The sequence below is a fragment of the Hyunsoonleella jejuensis genome, assembly GCF_900111025.1.
Lineage (GTDB): Bacteria > Bacteroidota > Bacteroidia > Flavobacteriales > Flavobacteriaceae > Jejuia > Jejuia jejuensis.
Window position 1 is genome coordinate 267,937 of record NZ_FOFN01000003.1, and the last position, 21,364, is coordinate 289,300.

At 36.2% G+C, this 21,364-nt stretch carries 12 protein-coding genes; 9 read left to right on the forward strand and 3 right to left on the reverse strand.

The window, feature by feature from the left end; genetic code table 11:
- Positions 1-2: 2 nt before the first annotated feature.
- A complete protein-coding gene (locus tag BMY39_RS11120) occupies positions 3-1,226 on the forward strand; it encodes a mandelate racemase/muconate lactonizing enzyme family protein (protein WP_092579628.1) in 1,224 nt (407 codons plus the stop codon).
- A gap of 15 nt (positions 1,227-1,241) precedes the next feature.
- Here the strand turns inward: BMY39_RS11120 and BMY39_RS11125 are convergent, their stop codons facing one another.
- A complete protein-coding gene (locus BMY39_RS11125) occupies positions 1,242-2,102 on the reverse strand; it encodes a hypothetical protein (protein WP_143064770.1) in 861 nt (286 codons plus the stop codon).
- 199 nt (positions 2,103-2,301) lie between these two features.
- On the opposite strand from BMY39_RS11125, the gene BMY39_RS11130 reads away from it, so the two are divergent.
- The 5 genes from BMY39_RS11130 to BMY39_RS11150 all read left to right on the forward strand — a co-directional run bounded on the left by BMY39_RS11130 (position 2,302) and on the right by BMY39_RS11150 (position 12,577).
- The gene (locus BMY39_RS11130) at positions 2,302-5,154 is read left to right on the forward strand and encodes an alpha-L-rhamnosidase (RefSeq protein WP_092579631.1); all 2,853 of its coding nucleotides are present in this window, start codon (positions 2,302-2,304) and stop codon (positions 5,152-5,154) included.
- A gap of 35 nt (positions 5,155-5,189) precedes the next feature.
- Positions 5,190-6,977 (forward strand): glycoside hydrolase family 43 protein, encoded by a 1,788-nt coding sequence (locus BMY39_RS11135; RefSeq protein WP_092579633.1) that lies wholly within the window; start codon positions 5,190-5,192, stop codon positions 6,975-6,977.
- Between the two features lie 174 nt (positions 6,978-7,151).
- A complete protein-coding gene (locus BMY39_RS11140; protein ID WP_092579635.1) occupies positions 7,152-8,741 on the forward strand; it encodes a sulfatase in 1,590 nt (529 codons plus the stop codon).
- A gap of 9 nt (positions 8,742-8,750) precedes the next feature.
- Positions 8,751-9,515 (forward strand): 3-keto-disaccharide hydrolase, encoded by a 765-nt coding sequence (locus tag BMY39_RS11145; RefSeq protein ID WP_092579637.1) that lies wholly within the window; start codon positions 8,751-8,753, stop codon positions 9,513-9,515.
- Between the two features lie 83 nt (positions 9,516-9,598).
- Positions 9,599-12,577 carry a glycoside hydrolase family 2 protein gene (locus BMY39_RS11150; protein WP_092579639.1) on the forward strand — a complete coding sequence of 993 codons (2,979 nt, stop codon included), beginning with the start codon at positions 9,599-9,601 and terminating at the stop codon, positions 12,575-12,577.
- Positions 12,578-12,798: 221 nt separating this feature from the next.
- Here BMY39_RS11150 and BMY39_RS11155 read toward each other — a convergent pair whose 3' ends face one another.
- Together BMY39_RS11155 and BMY39_RS15105 are read right to left on the reverse strand one after the other, a co-directional pair.
- Positions 12,799-13,713 (reverse strand): hypothetical protein, encoded by a 915-nt coding sequence (locus BMY39_RS11155; RefSeq protein ID WP_245738268.1) that lies wholly within the window; start codon positions 13,711-13,713, stop codon positions 12,799-12,801.
- Positions 13,714-13,731: 18 nt separating this feature from the next.
- Positions 13,732-14,982: a hypothetical protein gene (locus BMY39_RS15105; protein ID WP_218141007.1), complete on the reverse strand. Its 1,251-nt coding sequence runs from the start codon at positions 14,980-14,982 to the stop codon at positions 13,732-13,734.
- Positions 14,983-15,167: 185 nt separating this feature from the next.
- On the opposite strand from BMY39_RS15105, the gene BMY39_RS11165 reads away from it, so the two are divergent.
- The 3 genes from BMY39_RS11165 to BMY39_RS11175 all read left to right on the forward strand — a co-directional run bounded on the left by BMY39_RS11165 (position 15,168) and on the right by BMY39_RS11175 (position 21,342).
- Complete coding sequence (locus BMY39_RS11165) at positions 15,168-18,209, forward strand: SusC/RagA family TonB-linked outer membrane protein (RefSeq protein ID WP_245738269.1); 3,042 nt, start codon at positions 15,168-15,170, stop codon at positions 18,207-18,209.
- Between the two features lie 10 nt (positions 18,210-18,219).
- Entirely contained in the window at positions 18,220-19,800 is a 1,581-nt protein-coding gene (locus tag BMY39_RS11170) for a RagB/SusD family nutrient uptake outer membrane protein (protein ID WP_092579643.1), read from the forward strand.
- Between the two features lie 150 nt (positions 19,801-19,950).
- Positions 19,951-21,342 (forward strand): cellulase family glycosylhydrolase, encoded by a 1,392-nt coding sequence (locus BMY39_RS11175; RefSeq protein WP_092579645.1) that lies wholly within the window; start codon positions 19,951-19,953, stop codon positions 21,340-21,342.
- The last annotated feature ends 22 nt before the right edge of the window (positions 21,343-21,364 follow it).

Genomic DNA, 21,364 nt, shown 5'->3' on the forward strand with positions numbered 1-21,364 from the left:
AAATGAAAACAAACCGTCGAAATTTTATAAAAGGTATCTCTAGTGCTGGGTTATTCGGTTTATCCTATCCTTTGCTATCATCATGTATCAGTGATAAAGACGTATTGACAGCAAAAATCACGAATATTGAATTTTATCAATACAATATCAATATTCCGCGCTATTTTTCTTTTGGTACGTGGTTAAATCGTCAGCACATATTCATGAAAATTAGTGCAGGTGATTATTATGGTTGGTCTGAAATTCCAGCTTCAAGAAATACTCCAGATGTCGATTTAAGTACATGGGTAAATTATGTGAAACAATTTAAAGGCTTAAGTGTTTTAGAAGCGCAAAAGTTATTACAATCGCAACAAGTAAAAGGTTCAAAAATTTCTTTTAAATATTTAGAGTTGATGGACATGGGCTTGCTCGATTTGGCTGGTCGCTTGCAACACATACCTTCGATAGAATTATTGGGTTTACATCAAAAGGAAGCAGTTCCAGGCTTGTATTGTATTCTAAATAAAGATGAAGACAAAGTGCGTGAAGAAGCTCAAAAAAGTTTGAAGCAAAACCTTGGGCACCACATGAAATTCAAAATGTATGGCGATTTGGAGGTTGATTTAAAGTTACTACGAATTATTCGCGAGGTTTTAGGTGATGATGCTGTTGTGATTTCAGATGTCAATAAAGGTTATAAAAAATGGAAATCATTAGAAGAATTGGCTGAGATTTTGAATACTTTCAAAGAAAACGGACTTAACGCCATTGAAGATCCCGCACCTTTAAGCACAGACCAATGGATTGCACTTCAAAAAATGACGGGAGATTTAGATTTAATTCCAGATGCACCCATGCGTCCTGCTTGGTTAGGTGTTGATAAATTACAAAAAGGTATGGGGAGAATTATCAACCTACATCCTTCTACCATGGGAAGTTTTATTCACACAGCCTTATTGTCAAAAAAAGTAAAAGATATCGATGCGAAAGTAATGATTGGTGACGATAGTTTAGTAGGGCCTGCATGTACTGCGTGGCAACAAATAGCCATTGGCGCAGGAGCTACTTGGGTTGAAGCTATAGAAAAGGAAGAAGATTCTAAAGAATATTTAGGGTGTGTTTTAAAATCTGTAACCACCAAACGAAATGATGGCTATTATATAATGGATTCAAAGCCTGGTTTTGGTTTAGAGTTAGATGAAAAAAGATTAAGAACTATATGTTCGCGTTTTATCGAAGTTTAGCATACTAAACTCAAATTATTCCTCCCTACACAATTCAACATCCTTAAACTCTACATGCGCCGTTACATCACCACTATCACTTGTGCCGTAAGCACCGTATCTTGTGTAAACCCGTTCGGTGGTGTGGTTATGTTCAATATAGGTTTCAGTATCGCCAACTGTTATTTTTGAAAATGCTGTACCATCGGCATCGTATCCCGTTTCATAAACAAAAGTATATTCTTGATTGTAATTTAGGATTTTAAAGTTTTTTACGTCTCTTCCGCCACCTGTATCTGTGGTATACGGATTAATGGTTACATGAGTTTCTAATTGTATTTTATCACTAGATTTCTTTGCGTAAAGTAAAAATTGCGCACTTCGATTAGTGCTGCCGGCTTCTTCACCTTTAATAATATCACCTCCTGCATGGGACTGGATAATACAGGTATTTCCATCACTTAAATCTACAATTTTAAGTGTTCCAGTTAGAATAGTTTTTTTACTGGTTCCTTGTGAGATAGTTTTAAAAAAACGTTCTACTCTGGTTCTTGTGCCATCATATCGTATGACACCACCGGTAATTTTATAGCTTCCCCAGTTATCTGCTATATTTTCATAGCCTCCAACAGTTTTATCGGTTCTGCAATCTAATGCGCCTTTATTGTTTGGGTTTAAAACATCATCGCAAGATTGCGTCTGCGAGGCTCCAGGTCCCAAGTTTGGGAAATCAGAAGCACCATCACATGTTTGATTGGTTGATGGTGTTTCTGGTTGAGTAGGATTGTTGTCCCCTGGTTCTTCGGTTACGGGGTCTTCTTGTTCAGTTGCTATTTCCGAATCGCCATTACACGATACTAAAAGCCCTAATATTATAATGAATCCACTTATGCTCATTATTCGAAATTTGTTTGTCATTTTAATATTTAGTGATAGATTGATATAATAAAATTAATCAAGTAAATATAAAAACCTAGCCTTTTGAATGTATCCTGTTCTGTCTTGTTTTATGTGTGTTAAGCATGAGAGTACAGGATAAAGAAACTTACTGATTATCTTAATTTTCAATCATAAATTATATGTAAAGAATCCTAAAATGAGAAAACACCAATTTTATATTTTACTATTGCTTACACTTTGTTTATCGTGCCAAAAAAAACACGGGGAAAGTAGTTCGCTGGCTTTTAACAAACTAACGGTCAATTCAAAAGAAAATCCATTAACTATTGAAAGTGAAGTGCCAGTTTTTTCATGGATTGTAAATGCGGAGGGTTTTAATAAATCACAATCTGCCTATCATATTTTGGTGGCATCTTCTGAAGAAAATTTAAATGAAGCTGATGCCGATATTTGGAATTCTTCAAAAGTAGAGAGTGATAAATCTACTTTCGTAAAATATCAAGGTGAAGCCTTAGAAGCTATGAAAACCTATTTCTGGAAGGTTAAAATTTGGGATGAAAGTGCAAATTCTTCAAAATGGTCTGATACCCAAAAATTTCAAATGGGATTGATGGAAAAGGAGAATTGGGATGCCTCAAAATGGATTACTTTAAATAAGGATACGCGAACTTCAGAGCATCGTTATAGAGATTATCAAACTGGTAATATGAAAAAAGCGAAGCCAGTTGAAGGATTCGCAGCAAGTTATTTTAGGAATGAATTAGAAGTTGATAAAGCCCTACAAAATGCCCAAGTTTATATTTGTGGGTTAGGTTATTATGAGCTGTATTTAAATGGAAGTAAAGTTGGAGACCACGTATTAGATCCTGCACCTTCAAATTACGATAAGCAAGCCTATTATGTGAATTATGACATTACAGAACAATTACAATCTGGTAAGAACGCCTTCGGAATTATATTAGGAAATGGATTTTACGGGCAAAATATTTCTTGGAGCCGAGATCCAGAATCGAACAAAAAAGGGGTTTCTTACGGTCCGCCAACTGTGCGTTGTTTGGTAAAATTAAATTATATAGATGGCACATCAGCAGATTTTTATACTGATGGAAACTGGAAAGAAGCTACAGGACCCATAGTATTCAATAATATTTATGGAGGTGATACCTATGATGCGCGTTACGAGTTAGGTAACTGGAATACAGTTGGTTATGATGATGCTCAATGGGGTAAAGCAAAAGTAGCATCTCCAGAGGTTAAAAAAATAAGTGCGAGTCAAATTCCACCAATTAAAAAGTTAAAAGAGTTTGAGCCACAAAAGGTTTTTAAAGCCCCAGATGGCAATTGGATTGTGGATTTTGGACAAAACATTGCTGGTTGGGTAAAATTAAATGTGCAAGAAAAAGAAGGACAATTAATTGAAATTACAACTACAGAGGCATTATTAACTAACGGAAAAGATATTTTCCCTGGCTCAACAGGAGGTGGTGCGAATGGAATGGCACAAATATATAAGTACATCTGTAAAGGAGATGGTTTAGAATCTTGGGAACCTAAATTTAGTTATCACGGGTTTCGTTATGCAAAAATAAATGGCATTTCTAGGAAACCAGACGCTGATATGATTAAAGCCGTTTTGGTAGCAACAGATATTCAAGAAACCGGAAGTTTTACATCTTCAGATGAGTTGCTAAACAAAATGCACAGTATTAGTAAATGGACTATTGTTGATAATGTACATGGTATTCCAGAAGATTGTCCACACCGCGAAAAATGTGGCTGGTTAGGAGACGCACATGCATTTTGTGAATATGCACTTTACAATTACGATATGTACGATTTCTACAAAAAATATATGGAAGACATCCGTACACAAATGCGACCAACAAAAGGGCATAATAATCCAGATATAAAGTTTCAAGTACCAACTATGATAGCCCCAGGAAAACGTACATCTACATATGCAAAAATAGATTGGGGTGTAGCTACCATGTATTTACCTTGGTATAATTACAAGTTTTATGGAGATGATGCTATAGTAAAAGAGTACTACGAAGAAATGAGAAATTTAACCAATTTCTATCTCAATTTTAAAGGTGAAAATGGTATTATGCAAGATGGTATGGGTGATTGGTGTCCACCACGATGGGACAGACGTAAAAATCCTTCAGCTATGGAATGCGACCCTATTATTTCAGCAAATGCTTATTTTTATGACGTTTTAGGCATTATGGAAACCTTTGCTGAAATGAATAATGATGTAGCTTTCGCCGTAAAAATGAAAAATGAACAACGTGAATTGAAAGATGCATTCAACAAAGAGTTTTTAGTTGAAATACCTAATACAGAACATAAATGGTATCAAAGTCAAACGGCTACAGTACAGGCTTTACAATTTGGTTTAGCGCCTGAAAACGATATTGAAAGTATTGTGAATGGTTTAGCACATGATATTGTCGAAGTTAAAGGCGGGCATCATTCAACTGGAATTCATGGTAATAGATACATTTACACCGTATTATCTAAATATGGAAAAGCGGATTTAGCGTATCAAATTTTAACAACGCCAGATTTTCCGAGTCAAACGTACGTAATGAATTCAGGCTTTACCACATGGCCAGAGCGCCAATTTGTTTGGGAAGACATGGAAGGGCCAACCAACTCTTTAAATCACCCAATGCATTCTGGTTTTGCAGCTTATTTTTATGAATCATTAGGTGGTATTAAATCTTCAGAAGATCAACCAGGTTTTAAGGTGTTTACTGTAAACCCTGAGTTTCCTACTGCAATCACAAACACGGAAGTAAAAGTGCCAACACCTTATGGCGATATTACCAATAATTGGTCGATAAAAGATGAAGTTTTAAGTATGAATCTTGAAGTACCCTTTAATACAAAAGCTAGGGTTTTAGTGACGCCTTCAGAACTTGAAAGTCTAGAAATAAACGGAGTACCTATTTCAGAATTTGAACAGAATAATACTGTTGAAATAGCTGAGGGGGTTATTATTTTAGGCTCAGGAGAATACATAATAGCATATTCTAAAAGCTAAATTTATAAGACACTAAAATACTTAACAAACAAAGCATGAAACTAGTATATCATATTGTTGTAAAATCACTAATTATTATACTATTAGTGTCATTTACCAGTTGTAATTCGAAACCAGAAAACAAAACAGCAACATCATCAAAAGATGTGGCTCAAGCCCAAACGGGAAGCTTTGGAGATCAAGGCGATGGCACATACATCAATCCTATTTTAAATGCAGATTATCCAGATTCAGATATCGAGCAAGTAGGCGATACCTATTATATGATTACATCAAAGCAACACATGTCACCAGGGATGCCAATTCTAGAATCTAAAGACATGGTGAACTGGACCAATGTGGGGCACGTGTTTGAAAGTTTATCTTGGGCGCCAGAATACAATTGGGATCGCATGAATGGCTATTCTTTTGGGACTTGGGCAGGCGATTTAGCATACCACGAAGGTACTTGGTATTGCTACCAAATAGATTATCAACATGGTTTAATGGTAGCAACTGCAAAGGATATTAAAGGCCCGTGGAGTAAACCTATTATGATGTTACCAAAGGGCGAAGTGCTAGACGATCCGGGAGTATTTTGGGATGAAGAAACACACAAAGCTTACGTAATAATTAATACAGCTGGCAAGCAAAAAGCAGCAAGTAATACAATTGAAGGCAACGAAAATAGAATTTACGAAATGAGTTGGGATGGTACAAAAATCCTAGGAAAAGGTAAATTAGTGTACACGGGTATGGGTGCCGAAGCTGCCAAAATCTATAAAATAAATGGTACTTGGTATATCTTTTTAGCACAATGGACTATGGGTGATAGGTCAACCAAACCGGGTGTAAAAAATCCAAAAAACGATAGAAAACAAATTGTACTACGTTCTAATGAAAGTATTTACGGGCCTTACGAAGTAAAAACTGTATTAGAAAAAGGTACAGCGTTTAATGATCGTAGTGCAAGTCAAGGCGCATTAATGCAAGCACCTGATAAATCGTGGTGGTATATGCATCAACTCATTCAAAATGACACCATTCCATTTCAAGGTCGCCCACAATGTTTAGAACCTGTGAATTGGGTTGACGGATGGCCAATTATTGGGGTTGATGAAGATAATGATGGTATTGGCGAACCCGTAAAACAACACAAAAAACCTATAGACGGTTACCCAATTACGGCTCCAAGTTCAGACGACGATTTTTCATCATCTAAATTAGGATTCCAATGGGAGTGGAACCACAATCCAAGAAACACACATTGGTCGTTAACAGAACGTCCTGGTTGGTTGCGTCTAAAAGCAAGTAAAGTATTACCTAACGAAAAAGGCTACGGGCCAAATATTAATGAGTGGACTAATAACGATGGTTCTGATTCAGATTTTTGGAGAGCTTCTAATACCTTAAGTCAGCGCATCATGGGTGTCACAACAGGAACAGCTGTGGCTAAATTCGATATTTCAAGGATGCAGCCTCATCAATTAGCAGGATTTGTAAGATACGGCGGTGTGTTCAATTTATTGGGTGTGGAAGTAGACGAAAACGGAAAAAAACACCTGTTTTACATGGATCCCATGGCGCAAAAAACGCAAGGTCCGGAAATTGTAGGAAACGAATTATACGTCAGAACATCAAACAGCAGTAACCAAGCTATTTACGAATATAGTCTCGATGGTGAAACCTATAAACGGTTTGGGCCAACGTTTACTATCGCTTTTGGAAAATGGACTGGCGATCGTTTAGGCTTCTTTTCATGGAACGAAAAAGAGGATGCAGGACACATCGACGTCGATTGGTTTACTTATGATTATGACGGACCTAAAGCCGTAAAAAGTTAAAAGGTAGTACATTTATTGAATAATTTGGGCGTTACCCACAAGGGGTCGGGCTTTCACTACTCGCTCTCTACGAGGAGCTCAAATATGCCGTTCAATCCCTAACGCGGGCTTAAAGAAAAGTTTAGGTAAAGACACATAAATATATAATCGATTAGATTTTAACCAAATCAAAATATGTATCATTTAAAAATAATCTGTATTTGTTTAACTGTGATGTCTTTTTTAGGATGTCAAAAAAAAGAAGAAACCCAAAATCAAATTGTAAAACCTAACATTCTATTCATTCTTGTAGACGATTTAGGATATTATGATTTGAGTGTTACAGGCAGCACATATTATGAAACCCCAAATGTAGATAAATTAGCAACCGAAGGTGTTATGTTTACCAATGGCTATGCAGCAAGTAGAGTTTGCAGTCCGTCAAGAGCGAGTATCATGACAGGCAAGTTTACTGCGCGGCATGGAATTACAGATTGGATTGGTGCAAAAGCAGGGGAGGACTGGCGTACAAGAAACAGACACGATAAAATGTTACCAGCCAATTACGTCATGGCATTGCCAAAGGAAGATATTACGATAGCCGAAGCGTTTAAAGAGCAAGGGTATATAACCTTTTTTGCAGGTAAATGGCATTTAGGAGGCAAAGGGTCTTATCCTGAAGATCATGGTTTTGATATTAATATTGCAGGAATTGATGCAGGGTCACCAAGGGGTGGTTTCTTTTCGCCATGGAGCAATCCTAAGCTTCAAAATAAGCAGAAGGGCGAAAATCTAACCATGCGGTTGGCAAACGAAACGGCAGATTTTATAACTAAACATAAAGACTCTACTTTTTTTGTATTTTTATCGTTTTATGCAGTGCATGCACCAGTGCAAACTACTCAACAAAAATGGGCTAAGTACAGAAATAAGGCTGATAGCATGGGAATTGTCGAAACTGGTTACGAGATGGAACGTGTGTTACCTATAAGAAGAGTTCAAGATAATCCTGTTTATGGTGGTTTGGTAGAATCTATGGATGATGCGGTTGGTGTTGTTTTAAAAGCATTGAAAGATAATGGACTGGATGAAAATACCATTGTGGTATTTACCTCAGATAATGGTGGTGTTGCTTCGGGAGATAACTATGCCACCAGTAATTTTCCATTACGAGGCGGTAAGGGCTACCAATGGGAAGGTGGCATAAAAGAACCTTTTTTTGTTAAGGTACCTTGGTTAAACTACATAAAATCTACGGAAGTACCTGTGGTAAGTACCGATCTATATCCTACACTTTTGGATTTGGCAAATCTTCCCTTAAAAAATGAGCAACATATAGATGGTGTTAGTTTAAAGTCTTTACTTGAGGGATCTCAAAAAGAAATCAATAGGCCTTTATTTTGGCATTATCCGCATTATGGTAATCAAGGAGGAGAGCCTTCTTCCATCATACAAAAAAATGGTTGGAAGCTTATTCATTACTGGGAAGACGGACGGGAAGAATTGTTTAAGTTACCTTCCGAAGAAAAAGATAATGAGAATGTAATATCTCAGTATTCGGATATCGCTAATAATTTAAAAAATGAACTTCTCGCATGGTTAAAAGAAGTTAATGCGGCCTATCCAATCACAGATACCGAGTTTGATGTTACTAAGCGCAAACAATATTTGCAAAATATGGTAAACAAAAAACTACCAAATTTGGAAACGCAAAGATTGGAAATGTTATCTCCAGAATTTAAACCTAATAAAGATTGGTGGGGCAGTCAGGTAACAATTGATTAATTAATAATAATGAAAAGTATTCTTGTTTTTTCTTTTAGTATTTTATTTTTCTGTGTGTTACTTTCTTGTGATAAAAGACCCTCTAAACACGCCAAGAGTGATTTTATTTCAATATTTAACGGAAATAATTTAGACGGTTGGGAAGGTGATTCTACTTATTGGCGTGTTGAGAATGGTAATTTAGTTGGTGAAGTGACTCCAGAGACTATATTGAAGAGAAATTCATTCATCATTTATAAAAAGCAACAACCTGAAAACTTTGAATTAAAATTAGAATATCGCATTAGCGCATTGGGAAATAGCGGTATTAATTACCGAAGTGAGATGATTGAAGGTATGCCTTTTGCGTTAAGAGGTTACCAATGTGATATAGATGGTAGAAATAGGTTTACGGGGCAGAATTATGAAGAAAGAAAGCGTACCACATTGGCTTATATGGGCGAAACTGTAACTATTCCGCAGATGCCAGATAGCATACCAAAACATAACATACGTAAAAATGTAAAACGAAACTGTTGGCAAACGCGAGACGTTAGTGCTACCAAATTAAAATCAGAGTTAGTCCCTAATATAAAACCTAATGATTGGAATACGATACATCTCAAAGTAAAAGATAACAAAATGCAACATTATGTAAATGGTGAGCTGTTTAGTGAGGTTACTGATTTAGACGAAGCCAATAGATCTACAAAAGGCTATATTGGAGTGCAAGTGCATGTTGGACCACCAATGAAGGTTGAGTATAAGGCTATTCAATTAAAAACTTCAAAATAGTTTACATATTTTAAAATTTGCAGGACAGTTCAGCATAGTTTTTTTAGAAGAAAAATCTAATTTTGACTTCTTATTTATAGACTATGCTTAAATTAAATTACAGAATCTTTTTTTTATTATACAGTATCATTCAATTAGGATGTACCTCCTGTGAAACTAGCACGCATTCTGGGAGTAATACGTTCGAAAATACGAGAACAAAATACAACTTTAATCCAGATTGGAAATTTCTAAAAGACAATCCGCAAGATGCGCAAAACACCAGTCTTGATGATGCCTCTTGGAGTACCATTAGTTGTCCGCATACCTTTAACGATGTAGACACATTTGACGATTATAGTTTAGGGCATCACGACGGTGAAGAAAACCAATGGAGAGGTACCGTTTGGTATCGTAAACATTTTAAATTACCAGAATCTGATGCTGGAAAAAAAGTATTTATAGAGTTTGAATCGGTGCGTCAAATTGCAGATGTTTATATCAACGGTGTGCATTTAGGACAAAATCAAACAGGATTCATTCCGTTTGGATTTGATTTAACACCGCATATTAAGTTTAATGAAGATAATGTTATTGCTGTAAAAGTCAATAACGATCGAGGTGATCATTTTAGAGATAATTTTCCGTTAGTATGGAACCATGAGCATTGGCACCCAACCCACGGTGGGATTTACAGAAATGTATTTCTTCATGTTATGGAGCCACTTCACATCACATTACCACTATATGATAATTTAGAAACTTTGGGAACGTATGTATTTGCTGAAAACATATCAGAAACCAACGCTGACATTTTTGTGAATGCTGAAGTTCAGAATGAATATAATGAGCCCAAAACAGTAGACTTTGAAGCAAAAATATTTGATAACGACGGGAAACTTGTAGGCGTTTCAGAGGCGCAACAAGCGCTAGAAGCTGGTGAGAAATTTACCTTTTCAACACAAACCAATTTAGAAAACCCAAACCGTTGGTATACCCGTCATCCATATATGTATACTGTTGAAACTGTATTAAAAGTAGACGGAAAAGCTATTGACTCTTACAACACACCTCTAGGTATTAGAAGCTTTGAGTTTAATAAAGATACAGGGTTTTCAAATAATGGTGAATATGCGAAATTACACGGTTGGGGGCAAAAACCAACCAATGCTTGGGCTGGTTTAGGTGCAGCATTACCCGATTGGTTACGCGAGCATACATTTCAACTTATGGATGAAGCGGGTGGTAATTTTATCAGATGGGGCCATTGTGCGGGTTCTCCCTCCGAGGTTGCTATGGGCGATAAATATGGATTTGTAACCCTAATGCCTGGTGTAAGTGGCGAATCTGAAGATGAAGGTGAAACTTGGGATATCCGTATTAAAGCCTTTAAAGACATGATTGTGTATTATAGAAACCATCCATCTATAATGATTTGGGAAGGTGGAAATTGGGCTGAAAGCGAAGCGCATTATCAAGAAATATTAAATGTTATAAAAACATTCGACCCTAACGGAAAACGTTTAATGGGGAACAGACGAGCTGATGTTAAAAATGATTCTGAAGGCTATGTTTCTATTGAAATTGGTACAGAAGGTTGGGAGCGTGAATACCCAGATTTACCATTGGTAGAAAGTGAATATATGCGTGAAGAGGCGCCAAGACGAATTTGGGATAAACATTCTCCAGATGATAACTTTTTCAGTCATCCTAACATTGAAAAAAACACCTATAAAATAACTTCAGAACAGTTTGCGGTAAGACAGGTAGAGCATTGGTGGGATAAAATGGGCAGAAAAGCATATCACGTTGGTGGTGCAAATTGGATTTTTTCAGATGGTACTCATGGTGGTCGCGGACAAACCGAGGTTACCAGAGCAAGTGGTGAGGTAGATGCTGTACGTTTACCAAAAGAGGCATTCTTTACAACTAAAGCTATGTGGAGACCAGAACCACAAGTGCATATTGTTGGCCATTGGAATTATGAGGAAGGCACAAAAAAGGACATATTTGTGGTATCTAATACCGCTGGTGTTAAACTATATGTTAATGGGAAACTTATTGGTGAAAATAAAACACCTAAAAGTGGATACCTATATACATTCAAGAATGTTAAATGGGAAGCAGGCGAAATTAAAGCTGAGGGTATCATCAATGATGAGGTGCGTGTTACACAAACAAAAACCACGGCTGGAGAACCAGCGGCTTTAAAACTAACACCAATTACGGGCCCTAAAGGTTGGAGAGCCGATGGCTCAGATATTGTGCTAATTGATGTTGAAGTAGTTGATGCAGAAGGTATAAGATGTCCGCTAGCAAAAGGGCGTGTAGATTTTACTGTAGAAGGACCAGCAATTTGGCGCGGTGGTTATAATAGTGGAAAAGAAAATTCAACCAATAATTTATATTTAGATATTGAAGCGGGTATAAACCGTGTTGCCGTGCGTTCGCTTTTAGAAGCTGGAACTGTTACAATTACAGCAACAAAAGAAGGGTTGCCAATTGCTAGTGTAGCGCTAACCTCTAACCCTGTAGATATTAAAAACGGATTAACTAAAGAGTTACCTCAGGTGTTCGAGGATGTACTTACGGAAGAGCCTATGCCAGTGCATACGCCTGAAATTCCAGAATACATTCCAGGTAAAACCAATAAAAGCAAACTTTTTACAAAGTTTAGTTATACAGGAGATGGTAAAGCGATGTTGCGTACCAATATGCATTGGGGTAAAAAGGCTTATACTGATATGGAAGTAAACTATACTGTAATACCTAAATATTTTAATGGATCAGAGTACATAAGAACACCAAATTCTGATAATAGATATTGGGCCAGAGACCAACTGCAATTTATTGCTGGCATGAAGATGCACATCTATGTTTTACACGATGATACGGTAAAACGACCAGAATTCTTATTGAGTGATTATAAGGATACAGGTGATGATATTAAAGTGGGGACTGTCGTGATGTCAATTTTTCATCGTATAGCCGAAGCTGGAGACAGTATTATTATGGCTGGAAATAGTGATGGTGATGCGCCTAAAGATTGCAGAATGTACACGGTTATTGGGAAGAAGTTTTAAAGTTTTATAAGTGTTAAGAAAAAAAAGGAGCCTAGTCTTATTATAAGACTAGGCTCCTTTTTTTTGGTTATAGAAATAAATTTATCGCTTGGCGATAACTCAGTAAGGTTAATATTTAATTTTTTACTTGTGAATTAAATAATAACTCTAATCTTTATTCAGTTTCTAAAGTATTTCTATAAATTAATTCTTAAAAAACGTAGTAAAGTAAAGCAAGAATATTATTTTTTCTTTTTTTCTTTTTTAGGTTCAGGATTGTTAGAAATATAATCGATTAGAATGGACTTTACTACATCTAGAGATCCGGCTCTTAAACCATCATTTACATTAGCCCCAGTAATCCAATATAATACCATACCGGCATCAGAACAGTCCCACTTACCTTTTTGAAAGTTTACAATGTTATCTATTTCTGCAATATTTCCAATAGTCCAAATTAGTCTTATGCGAGGGTCTTCATGGTTTTTGGCCCAATCCCACTCTTTGTGGTCTAATTTTAAGTTTATATTTTGGTCTGGAATACGGACTTCTTCAATACCGAAATCTAATATTTGTTGCCATGAATAAAAATCGCCTGCATTATCATTGGCAGGATGGTGTGTTACAACCTTAACATATTGATGCTTTTCTTTAGGTGTTTTTTTTAAGGCCATTCCTATAATATCAGGTTCACCAGCTTCTATAATCCATAATGGGTCTTCAGCAGTTGAGGCGTTTATTGCCCATGCTAAGTCATTGATGGTTTCCTCTTTTTGCCAAATGGCATCGTAAAAAGTAAGATGGGTAAATCCACCCCAGCGTCTTGCAGTCATATCACATGCTACTTGCATTAAGTGATGACGCTCTTTTTCGGCTTTTTCAGAAATGCGGTCGTCGCGCACCAAATCGCAGCTGTGGGAGTAATGTACCAATCGGTGCTCTAATCCCGAAGCGCGCAGTAAAGCGATACTAATGGCAGTACCACCCAGATCGTCAGGGTCAGGGGAATTGCCATCAGCCACAATAGCAATGCGCCCTTGGGGCGGAGCTATTTTTTGTGCGGATATACTATAATTGGTAAAAAGCGTTAAGACGGCTGTAAATAAAAGCAGTTTATTCATTTTTTTATCTTGAAGTAGTTTAATTCTGTAAATCATAAGTTATTTGGGATGTATTTAATTGGCTGTATAAGATGAGGGCGCATCCTGTATTTCTTTTCCTTTGCCTAAAGGAGCAAAAACAACGCCTGCCCAACGTCCGCGAGTCCATTCGTTGCCATCAGTTCCAACTTTGGCTACAACTGTAATTTTATCTCCTTTATTAAGCTGGACGTTTTCCCAAAGTGCATTGAACTTTTTGCCTTCCTCAAACATGTTTTTTGACAAGGGAGGTGCATATGCACCAATCTTTTTATCATTTACAAAAAAATCAAAGTGAGAACTACCATCATTTTCTCCTACACCTACAAATACAATATCATATGAGCCGCTTTCAAAATTAAAAATAGTACTTGTTTTAGCTTCCTTGTGTTCTTTTGGGTTAATAGCCAGCCAGTTTTTACCATTTTTATAGAAGTTTGTTCCATCTAAAGGAAATTCTTGTGACGCGATATATCTGTTTTTCGTTAGAAAATTAGAGATATGCCTAAAGTATGATTTTTGAGATTTTGGTGCTTTAATATTAGACAATGATTTAGGTATGGTGCCATGTGCCAATTTAAGTTTTGGTCCCTGTTCAACAGGGACATAGTTGATATCTGTAGTTAAAACAAATTTATCAAACTCAAAACCATCTTCTCGCATGCTAAATTGTACATTATAAACACCAGCATTCTTTATATCTAGATATATCGCATGAGGGATACCACAATGTTCCTCTTTAGTACGTTGCTTACTTGCCCAAGTCCATTGCCTTTTGCCCTCGCACCATTGCATGCGCTGTCCGTGGTCTGGCCATTCCCCATTTAATCCTACATGAATACCATTATCTTCACTTCCCGTACTCATAGCACGAACCCAAACATAATATCTTCCGGAATTATTAAACTTTATTTTATATGATAGTATCGCTATTTTACCTGGCTGGTTTGAAAAATTTTCGCCATGTATTAATTTGTCCGAGTGAGTTACGCGAGTATCTGGTAAAACTTCGATATAAGCATTGTTACTTGCATTATTGCAATGTTCACTATCATCGTCTCGTCCAACTTTGGCAGATTGTCCTATGGAAGTTATATACCATTGTCTTATTTCTGTTTTACTTTGATTGTTAAAATATTCCGCCTCAACGGCCACCAGTCCGTTTTTTTCTTCGAAAGTCACATCATTTTTAACAATAGGTTTATTTAAGTCTAAAGTTTGACTATAGAAGGAATAACTAATACTGCAAAATACAACAGCCATTAAATAAAGGAACTTTGTTTTCATAAAATGCTTTTGAGGTGGTTCATGATATAAAATTATAATTTATCACTTAGGCTATTAACCTGTAGTATCCTGCTATGTCTGTATAAATTCATATTTACAGCACAGAGCAGAACGGTAAGTACAGGATACTCGATAGAATTTTAGCAAATATTTTAGGAACCTATTAATAAATTAACTAAAATTTTATGAAACTAAAAACTAAACAAAATGTGACACCTAATTTTAAGAGAATGGGACTATTGGCTATTTTCTTGTTCTTAGGTGTAGCAATGACCTTTGCTCAGACGGTGCAAGGTACAGTAACTGCAGATGGTCAGCCACTTCCTGGTGCCACTGTTGTTGTAAAAGGAAGTTCCACAGGAACAAGTACAGATTTTGATGGTAATTATTCCATTAATGCAAGCGCAGACAACACACTTGTATTTTCTTATGTAGGGTATTCTACAAAAGAAGTTGTAGTGGGAAATCAAACTACAATTAACGTAACTCTGGAACAAGACAATGCTCTGGACGAAGTTGTTGTAATTGGTTATGGTACACAAAGAAAATCGGATTTAACAGGTTCCGTATCTTCCATAAGTTCAGAAGATATTACAGCATTACCAGTTCCTAGGGTAGACCAAGCACTACAGGGTAGAGCATCTGGTGTACAGGTAACACAAGTTAATGGTGCACCTGGAGCAGGAACGGTTATTAGAGTAAGGGGTGGTAACTCGATTACAGGTAGTAACGAGCCACTTTGGGTAATTGATGGTATAATTGTAGGTACTAACTTTAACTTAAATAACATTAATAGTAATGACATCCAATCCATTGAGATTTTAAAGGATGCTTCTTCTATTGCTATTTATGGTGCTAGAGGTGCAAATGGGGTAGTGCTGGTTACTACAAAAAATGGTGCTGGTGCTGGTACGGGTAAGCCACAAATAAGTGTAAACCTATATACCAGTTCTCAAATGTTGCCAGAATTACCAGATAGATTAAACCAAAGAGAGCAAATAGAATACAACAATGAGAGCGCTCGTTTTAGGTCAGCTGCCGAACCATTTCCAGATGACCCATCTACATATCCTGACAATGATTGGGTAGATTTAGTATTGGGTACAGCACCAATTTATAATGCAGATGTTTCCATTTCTGGAGCTACTGATAATGTAAACTACTATACCTCAATGAATTATTTTAATCAAGAAGGTATCGTAAAAAGTTCTGGACTTGAAAAATACATTTTTAGAACAAATTTGGATCTTAAAATAAGTGATAAAGTAAAAGCAGGGTTTAGATTAAATTATTCTAGATTAGAGCAAGATAATGCACTAGCGAGTTTTAGTCAGGCTGCTTTTGGTATTGTTCGCACGCAGCCCGCTTTTAATGACGATGGTTCTTTTAATGGTTTTGATGATATTGTTGGGTCGCCATTCAACAATCCTTTAGCTGCTATAGCCTTAAATACAAATGAAACGTTTACTAATAATTTACTAGCAACGGTATATTTGGAGTATAGTCCAGCACCGAATTGGATTATTCGCTCAACATTTAGTCCAGAATTTAATAATACTAAGCAAAATAGATTTAATTCAAGTCAATTACCTGGTTTACTGGCAATAGGAGATACTGGACAAGGAAGCGCCAGCGTTCGCACGGTAAATTCTAATGGGTGGAACAATGAAAATACCATACAATACCAATCAGATATTGACGAAGATCATAGTATTACAGCTCTTATAGGTACTTCTTTTCAGAAAGTATCTACAGAAATAGCGGAGGCCGAAGCTTTTGGTATTACCAGTGATGCTACAGGTTTTAATAATTTAAATAATTCAGACCCTACCAGATCAGTTGTAAGTAGTGATTTTTCTGGGTTTCAATTCGCATCTTTTTTCGGAAGATTAAACTATTCATATAAAGATAAATATTTATTAACTTTAGTAGGCAGAACAGATGGTAGTTCTCGTTTTGCAGAAGGTAACAAATATGCGTTTTTCCCTTCAATAGCTGGTGCTTGGAAAATATCGGAGGAAGATTTCATGCAAGATCAAGAGATATTTCAAGACTTAAAATTAAGAGCGAGTTGGGGTAAATCTGGTAATCAAGCCATTGACCCATATAGTACTCTTGGACTTTTAACAGGGGCAAATACAACACTTAACGGCGTTGAAGTACCTGGTTTAACTTTAGGTAGGCCTTCCAACCCTAATTTACAGTGGGAGACTACCAGTTCCTTTGATATTGCGTTAGAAGCTTCCTTATTTGGAGGTAGAGTATTTACAGAATTTAACTACTATTATAAAGAAACCGAAGATTTATTATTAGATGTTACAATTCCAAGGCAGACCGGTTTTAATAGCCAATTACAAAACATAGGCGCTTTAAAAAATTCAGGATGGGAGCTTTTAGTGAATTCAACAAATGTGAGTACAGCTAACTTTAATTGGAATTCTACTGTAACATTATCGGCCAACAAGAATGAAATATTAGATCTTGGTGGGGTAGATTTTATTGATATAGTAGCAGATCCTATTTTGGGCTCAGGTAACACGCGTTTAATTGTGGGAGAATCTGTTCCTGCTTTTACGGGAGTTAGATACCTAGGGACGTGGAAAAGTCAAGCAGAGATTGATGCATCAGGTAGAACTGACCCACAGGTTGTAGGTGGATCGCATTTTGAGGATTTAAATGGAGATGGTATAGCTTCAACCCAAGATGCTGTGGTATTAGGTAGCCCATTTCCAGATTTAATTTTTGGGGTTGAAAACAATTTTTCATACAAGAATTGGGATTTTTCTTTCTACTTCCAAGGAACTCAAGGTAATGAAGTGTATAATTTATCAATGAGAAATAATTATTTCAACCGAGGTGAGACTGTTAAATTTGGAGATTTACGTAACCGTTGGACGGTTGATAACCCAACATCTAATATTCCTAGAGCAGGAGCGGATTCTGTAACGAATACAATACCTAACTCTGAATATGTTGAAGATGGATCGCACATTCGACTAAAAAATATAAGATTGGCATATAATTTCCAACCAGATAAAATGGGATTAAATGGCATTAAAAATGCAACCGTTTATGTTTCAGGAACTAATTTATTATTATTTTCTAAAACGAGATTGATAGATCCGGAAGCAAGTAATTTTGGTCGTGATAATATTTTACAAGGATATATTAGTGCTCAATATCCTAACCCAAGAGTTTTAACACTTGGTTTAAATGTAACTTTTTAAAAAAAATAATATGAAAACAAAACACATAATTTTATACGTCTTTATGGTTTTCGCATGTTTTAGTTGCGAGAGCTTTTTAGAAGAAGACCCAAAAGCGCTTATTTCTCCAGAAACCTTTTTCGCTTCAGAGAATGACGCAAGACAAGCCGTTCAAGGCATGTACGCTATATTAAAAAATAACTCTTTATATGGGCAGGTAGGTCTAGATCATTTTTATGATAATGGGTGTGATATTATTGAGCCTAACCGTGCTGCAAATTTTGTAGAGCCTATAGGTAATTACTCGTTGAATGAAGCAATTGCTGATATATCTGTTCAAAAAATGAGTGTTTCAGATACCTGGAAAGACCTTTATAGAACGATACTAAATGCTAATGTAATTATAGATAGAGTAACAGATAATGAAGCTGTAGGGGATGCAGATGTTCGCACTGATATCATAGCAGATGCAAGATTTATTAGAGGGTTATGCTATTGGCATATTACTAATCTTTGGGGTGATGCGCCTTACTACACAGAAGTGCTTACTCTAGAAGAAATTAGTGCACTAGGAAGAACAGATGAGGCTACTATTATAACTGGAGTGTTGGAAGACCTGCAGTTTGCCCAAGATAATTTACAAACAGCCTATACCGGCGATCAAAGTGGTAGAGCTTCAAAATGGGCCGCAGCTATTGTTATTGCTAAAATTTACATGAAGCAACAACAATGGCAGCAAGGTTTAGATAAATGTTTGGAAATCATTAATCAATCGCCTCACAGATTATTAGATACATATAATGAAGTGTTTGATCAATTCAATGAATACAATGATGAAATTATTTGGTCTTTAGATTTCGCTAGAGATATTAATAGTCAATTTGACCCAGCATTCCCTGGCAGATCATTTGCTGGTAATAACAACTGGCGTCCAAGTATGTTTAATCCACGTTTAAGAGATGAACCAGCCAATACAAATGAGAGAAGCGCCTTAGCTGATGCTTTGGCGGCTAGAGGCGAAGCTTTTAATGGAACGGGGCTACAAGTGGCTTCTAAAGACTTTGCTGAAAAGTTTCCAATGAATGATTTAAGAAGAGAGCTTAATATAGTAGATAACTACTTAGGGTTTGACTTAAATTTTCCATACATGGCAAAATTCTGGAATTTAGAATTGGATAGATCTCCAAGATTTAACCACTCAGATAACAGAATGGTGTTTCGTTTGGCAGATGTGCATTTAATGGCTGCAGAATGTGAAAACGAGCGCCCAGGTGGTAATCCTAACACAGCTTTTGAATATATTAGAAAAATTAGAGAGCGCGCTTTCGCAACAGTAGCAGAGGCTGAGGCAATATTAGGATTAAGTCAACAAGAGTTTAGAGAGGCTATTTATGACGAGCGCAAATGGGAATTAGCGGCAGAAATGCACAGAAGATATGATTTAATTAGATGGGGTATTTTACTAGATGTTGTTCAAAACCTTGAATTTAGATTCTGGAAACCAAACGAAAATATTAGACCATGGCACGTTAAACTCCCTATTCCTTTGCAGGAGTTAGAGAATAATCCAGCCTTACTAGAGTCTGACCCAACAAATAACGGATATAGATAGTAGTTAGTTTTTTTCAAGTAGTTTAGTTTATTTAAGCCGGAAGAAGTATTTCTTCCGGCTTTTTTTATACAGTACAGAACAGGACAGAAAAACGAAAAGTGAAAACTATTTTTGATATTAATCAAATAATTAACCACGAGTCTTACTTTTATGAAACAAAACATTATTCTTTTCTTATGCGTTTTAGGAGCACTAAATATGCACGCTCAAATAAAACATGGACTTAGAGACGAATTGGGTAGACATATCATTCCTAGAGGATTTGTTGTAAATACCAATGACCACGCAGGAGAGGTTTTTTTTGATAGTGACGATTATGCGCGTATGGTTAGAATGGGTGCCAACGCACAAGTTATCCGATTAGAATTAGGCAAGCTTAGTAAATTTCCAGGTGGAAAATTAGAACCTGATTATCTTAGAAAATTAGATACTTTGGTGAACTTAGGACGAAATGCAGGTATTAAAACGGTTTTTAAAATGACCGTTTATGGGGTGGATAAATTTGTTTGGGAAGAATTCTGGCAAAATAAAAAAAACGAGTACAATACTTATATTGATGCATGGAAAGTGATCTGGAATAGATATGCCAACGACCCTTATGTGTTTGGTTACGATGTTGTTAATGAACCTAGGAAATTATCAATGGATATTTCTTATGAAAACCTGACGAATAAATACCTCATTCCACTTTATCAAAAGATAATTGATGAAAGCCAAAAGATTAATGCCGATAAGATGATATTGTTTCAATCTATTTTCATGAATAAAGGTGAAAAAATAGATAACAACCAATATGCAGAAATAACAAAGCCAATTAATAGAAAAAACATCATTTTTGCACCTCATATTTATCAAAACAAAATTGATCTTATTAAGCGAAATATGGATCGTTTTGATAAAGAATCCGATATGTTAAATGCCCCTATTTTAGTTGGAGAGTGGGGATTCCCAACCTTTGCAACTACTGATACTTTAATTGACGGTAATTTAGGGCAATTAAAATACCGAGAACTTTACATACGAACTGCTGAGGTGTTCGACCAAATGGGGATAGGCTCCATTAAAGCATGGTTTTTAGGCAATAGAACCATGCAGAATTTTCTTCCTGGAGGGCCTTCTACGTGGTCAATTTTTAGTGATAAAACCGATGCAGGAACTGTAGAGCGCAAATATATTACAGATGTAATATCTCGTCCTTTTCCGCAGGCTATCGCTGGAGATATTCAGTCGTTTATGTTTAATCACGCTACACGAACTCTAGATTTAACTATTAAACCAGATAATAGTAAAGGAGCCTCAAAACTATTTATAGGTGCAAACCGGCATTATCCCGATGGGTTTTCAATCCTTATCAATAATGATTTTGTAATGTATTACAGCCCTTTAAAAAATGTAGGATTAGAAACTTTTAAAGGGCCTAAAGGTTCAAATCCTTCAGATTTTATTTGGGATGCGAACACACAAAAACTAATAGTGTTACAATGGCCAGTTAATAACAAGGAGATGAATATTAAAATTGTACCTGGTATTCGAAATTTTTAAACACACACTCAGATTAATATCA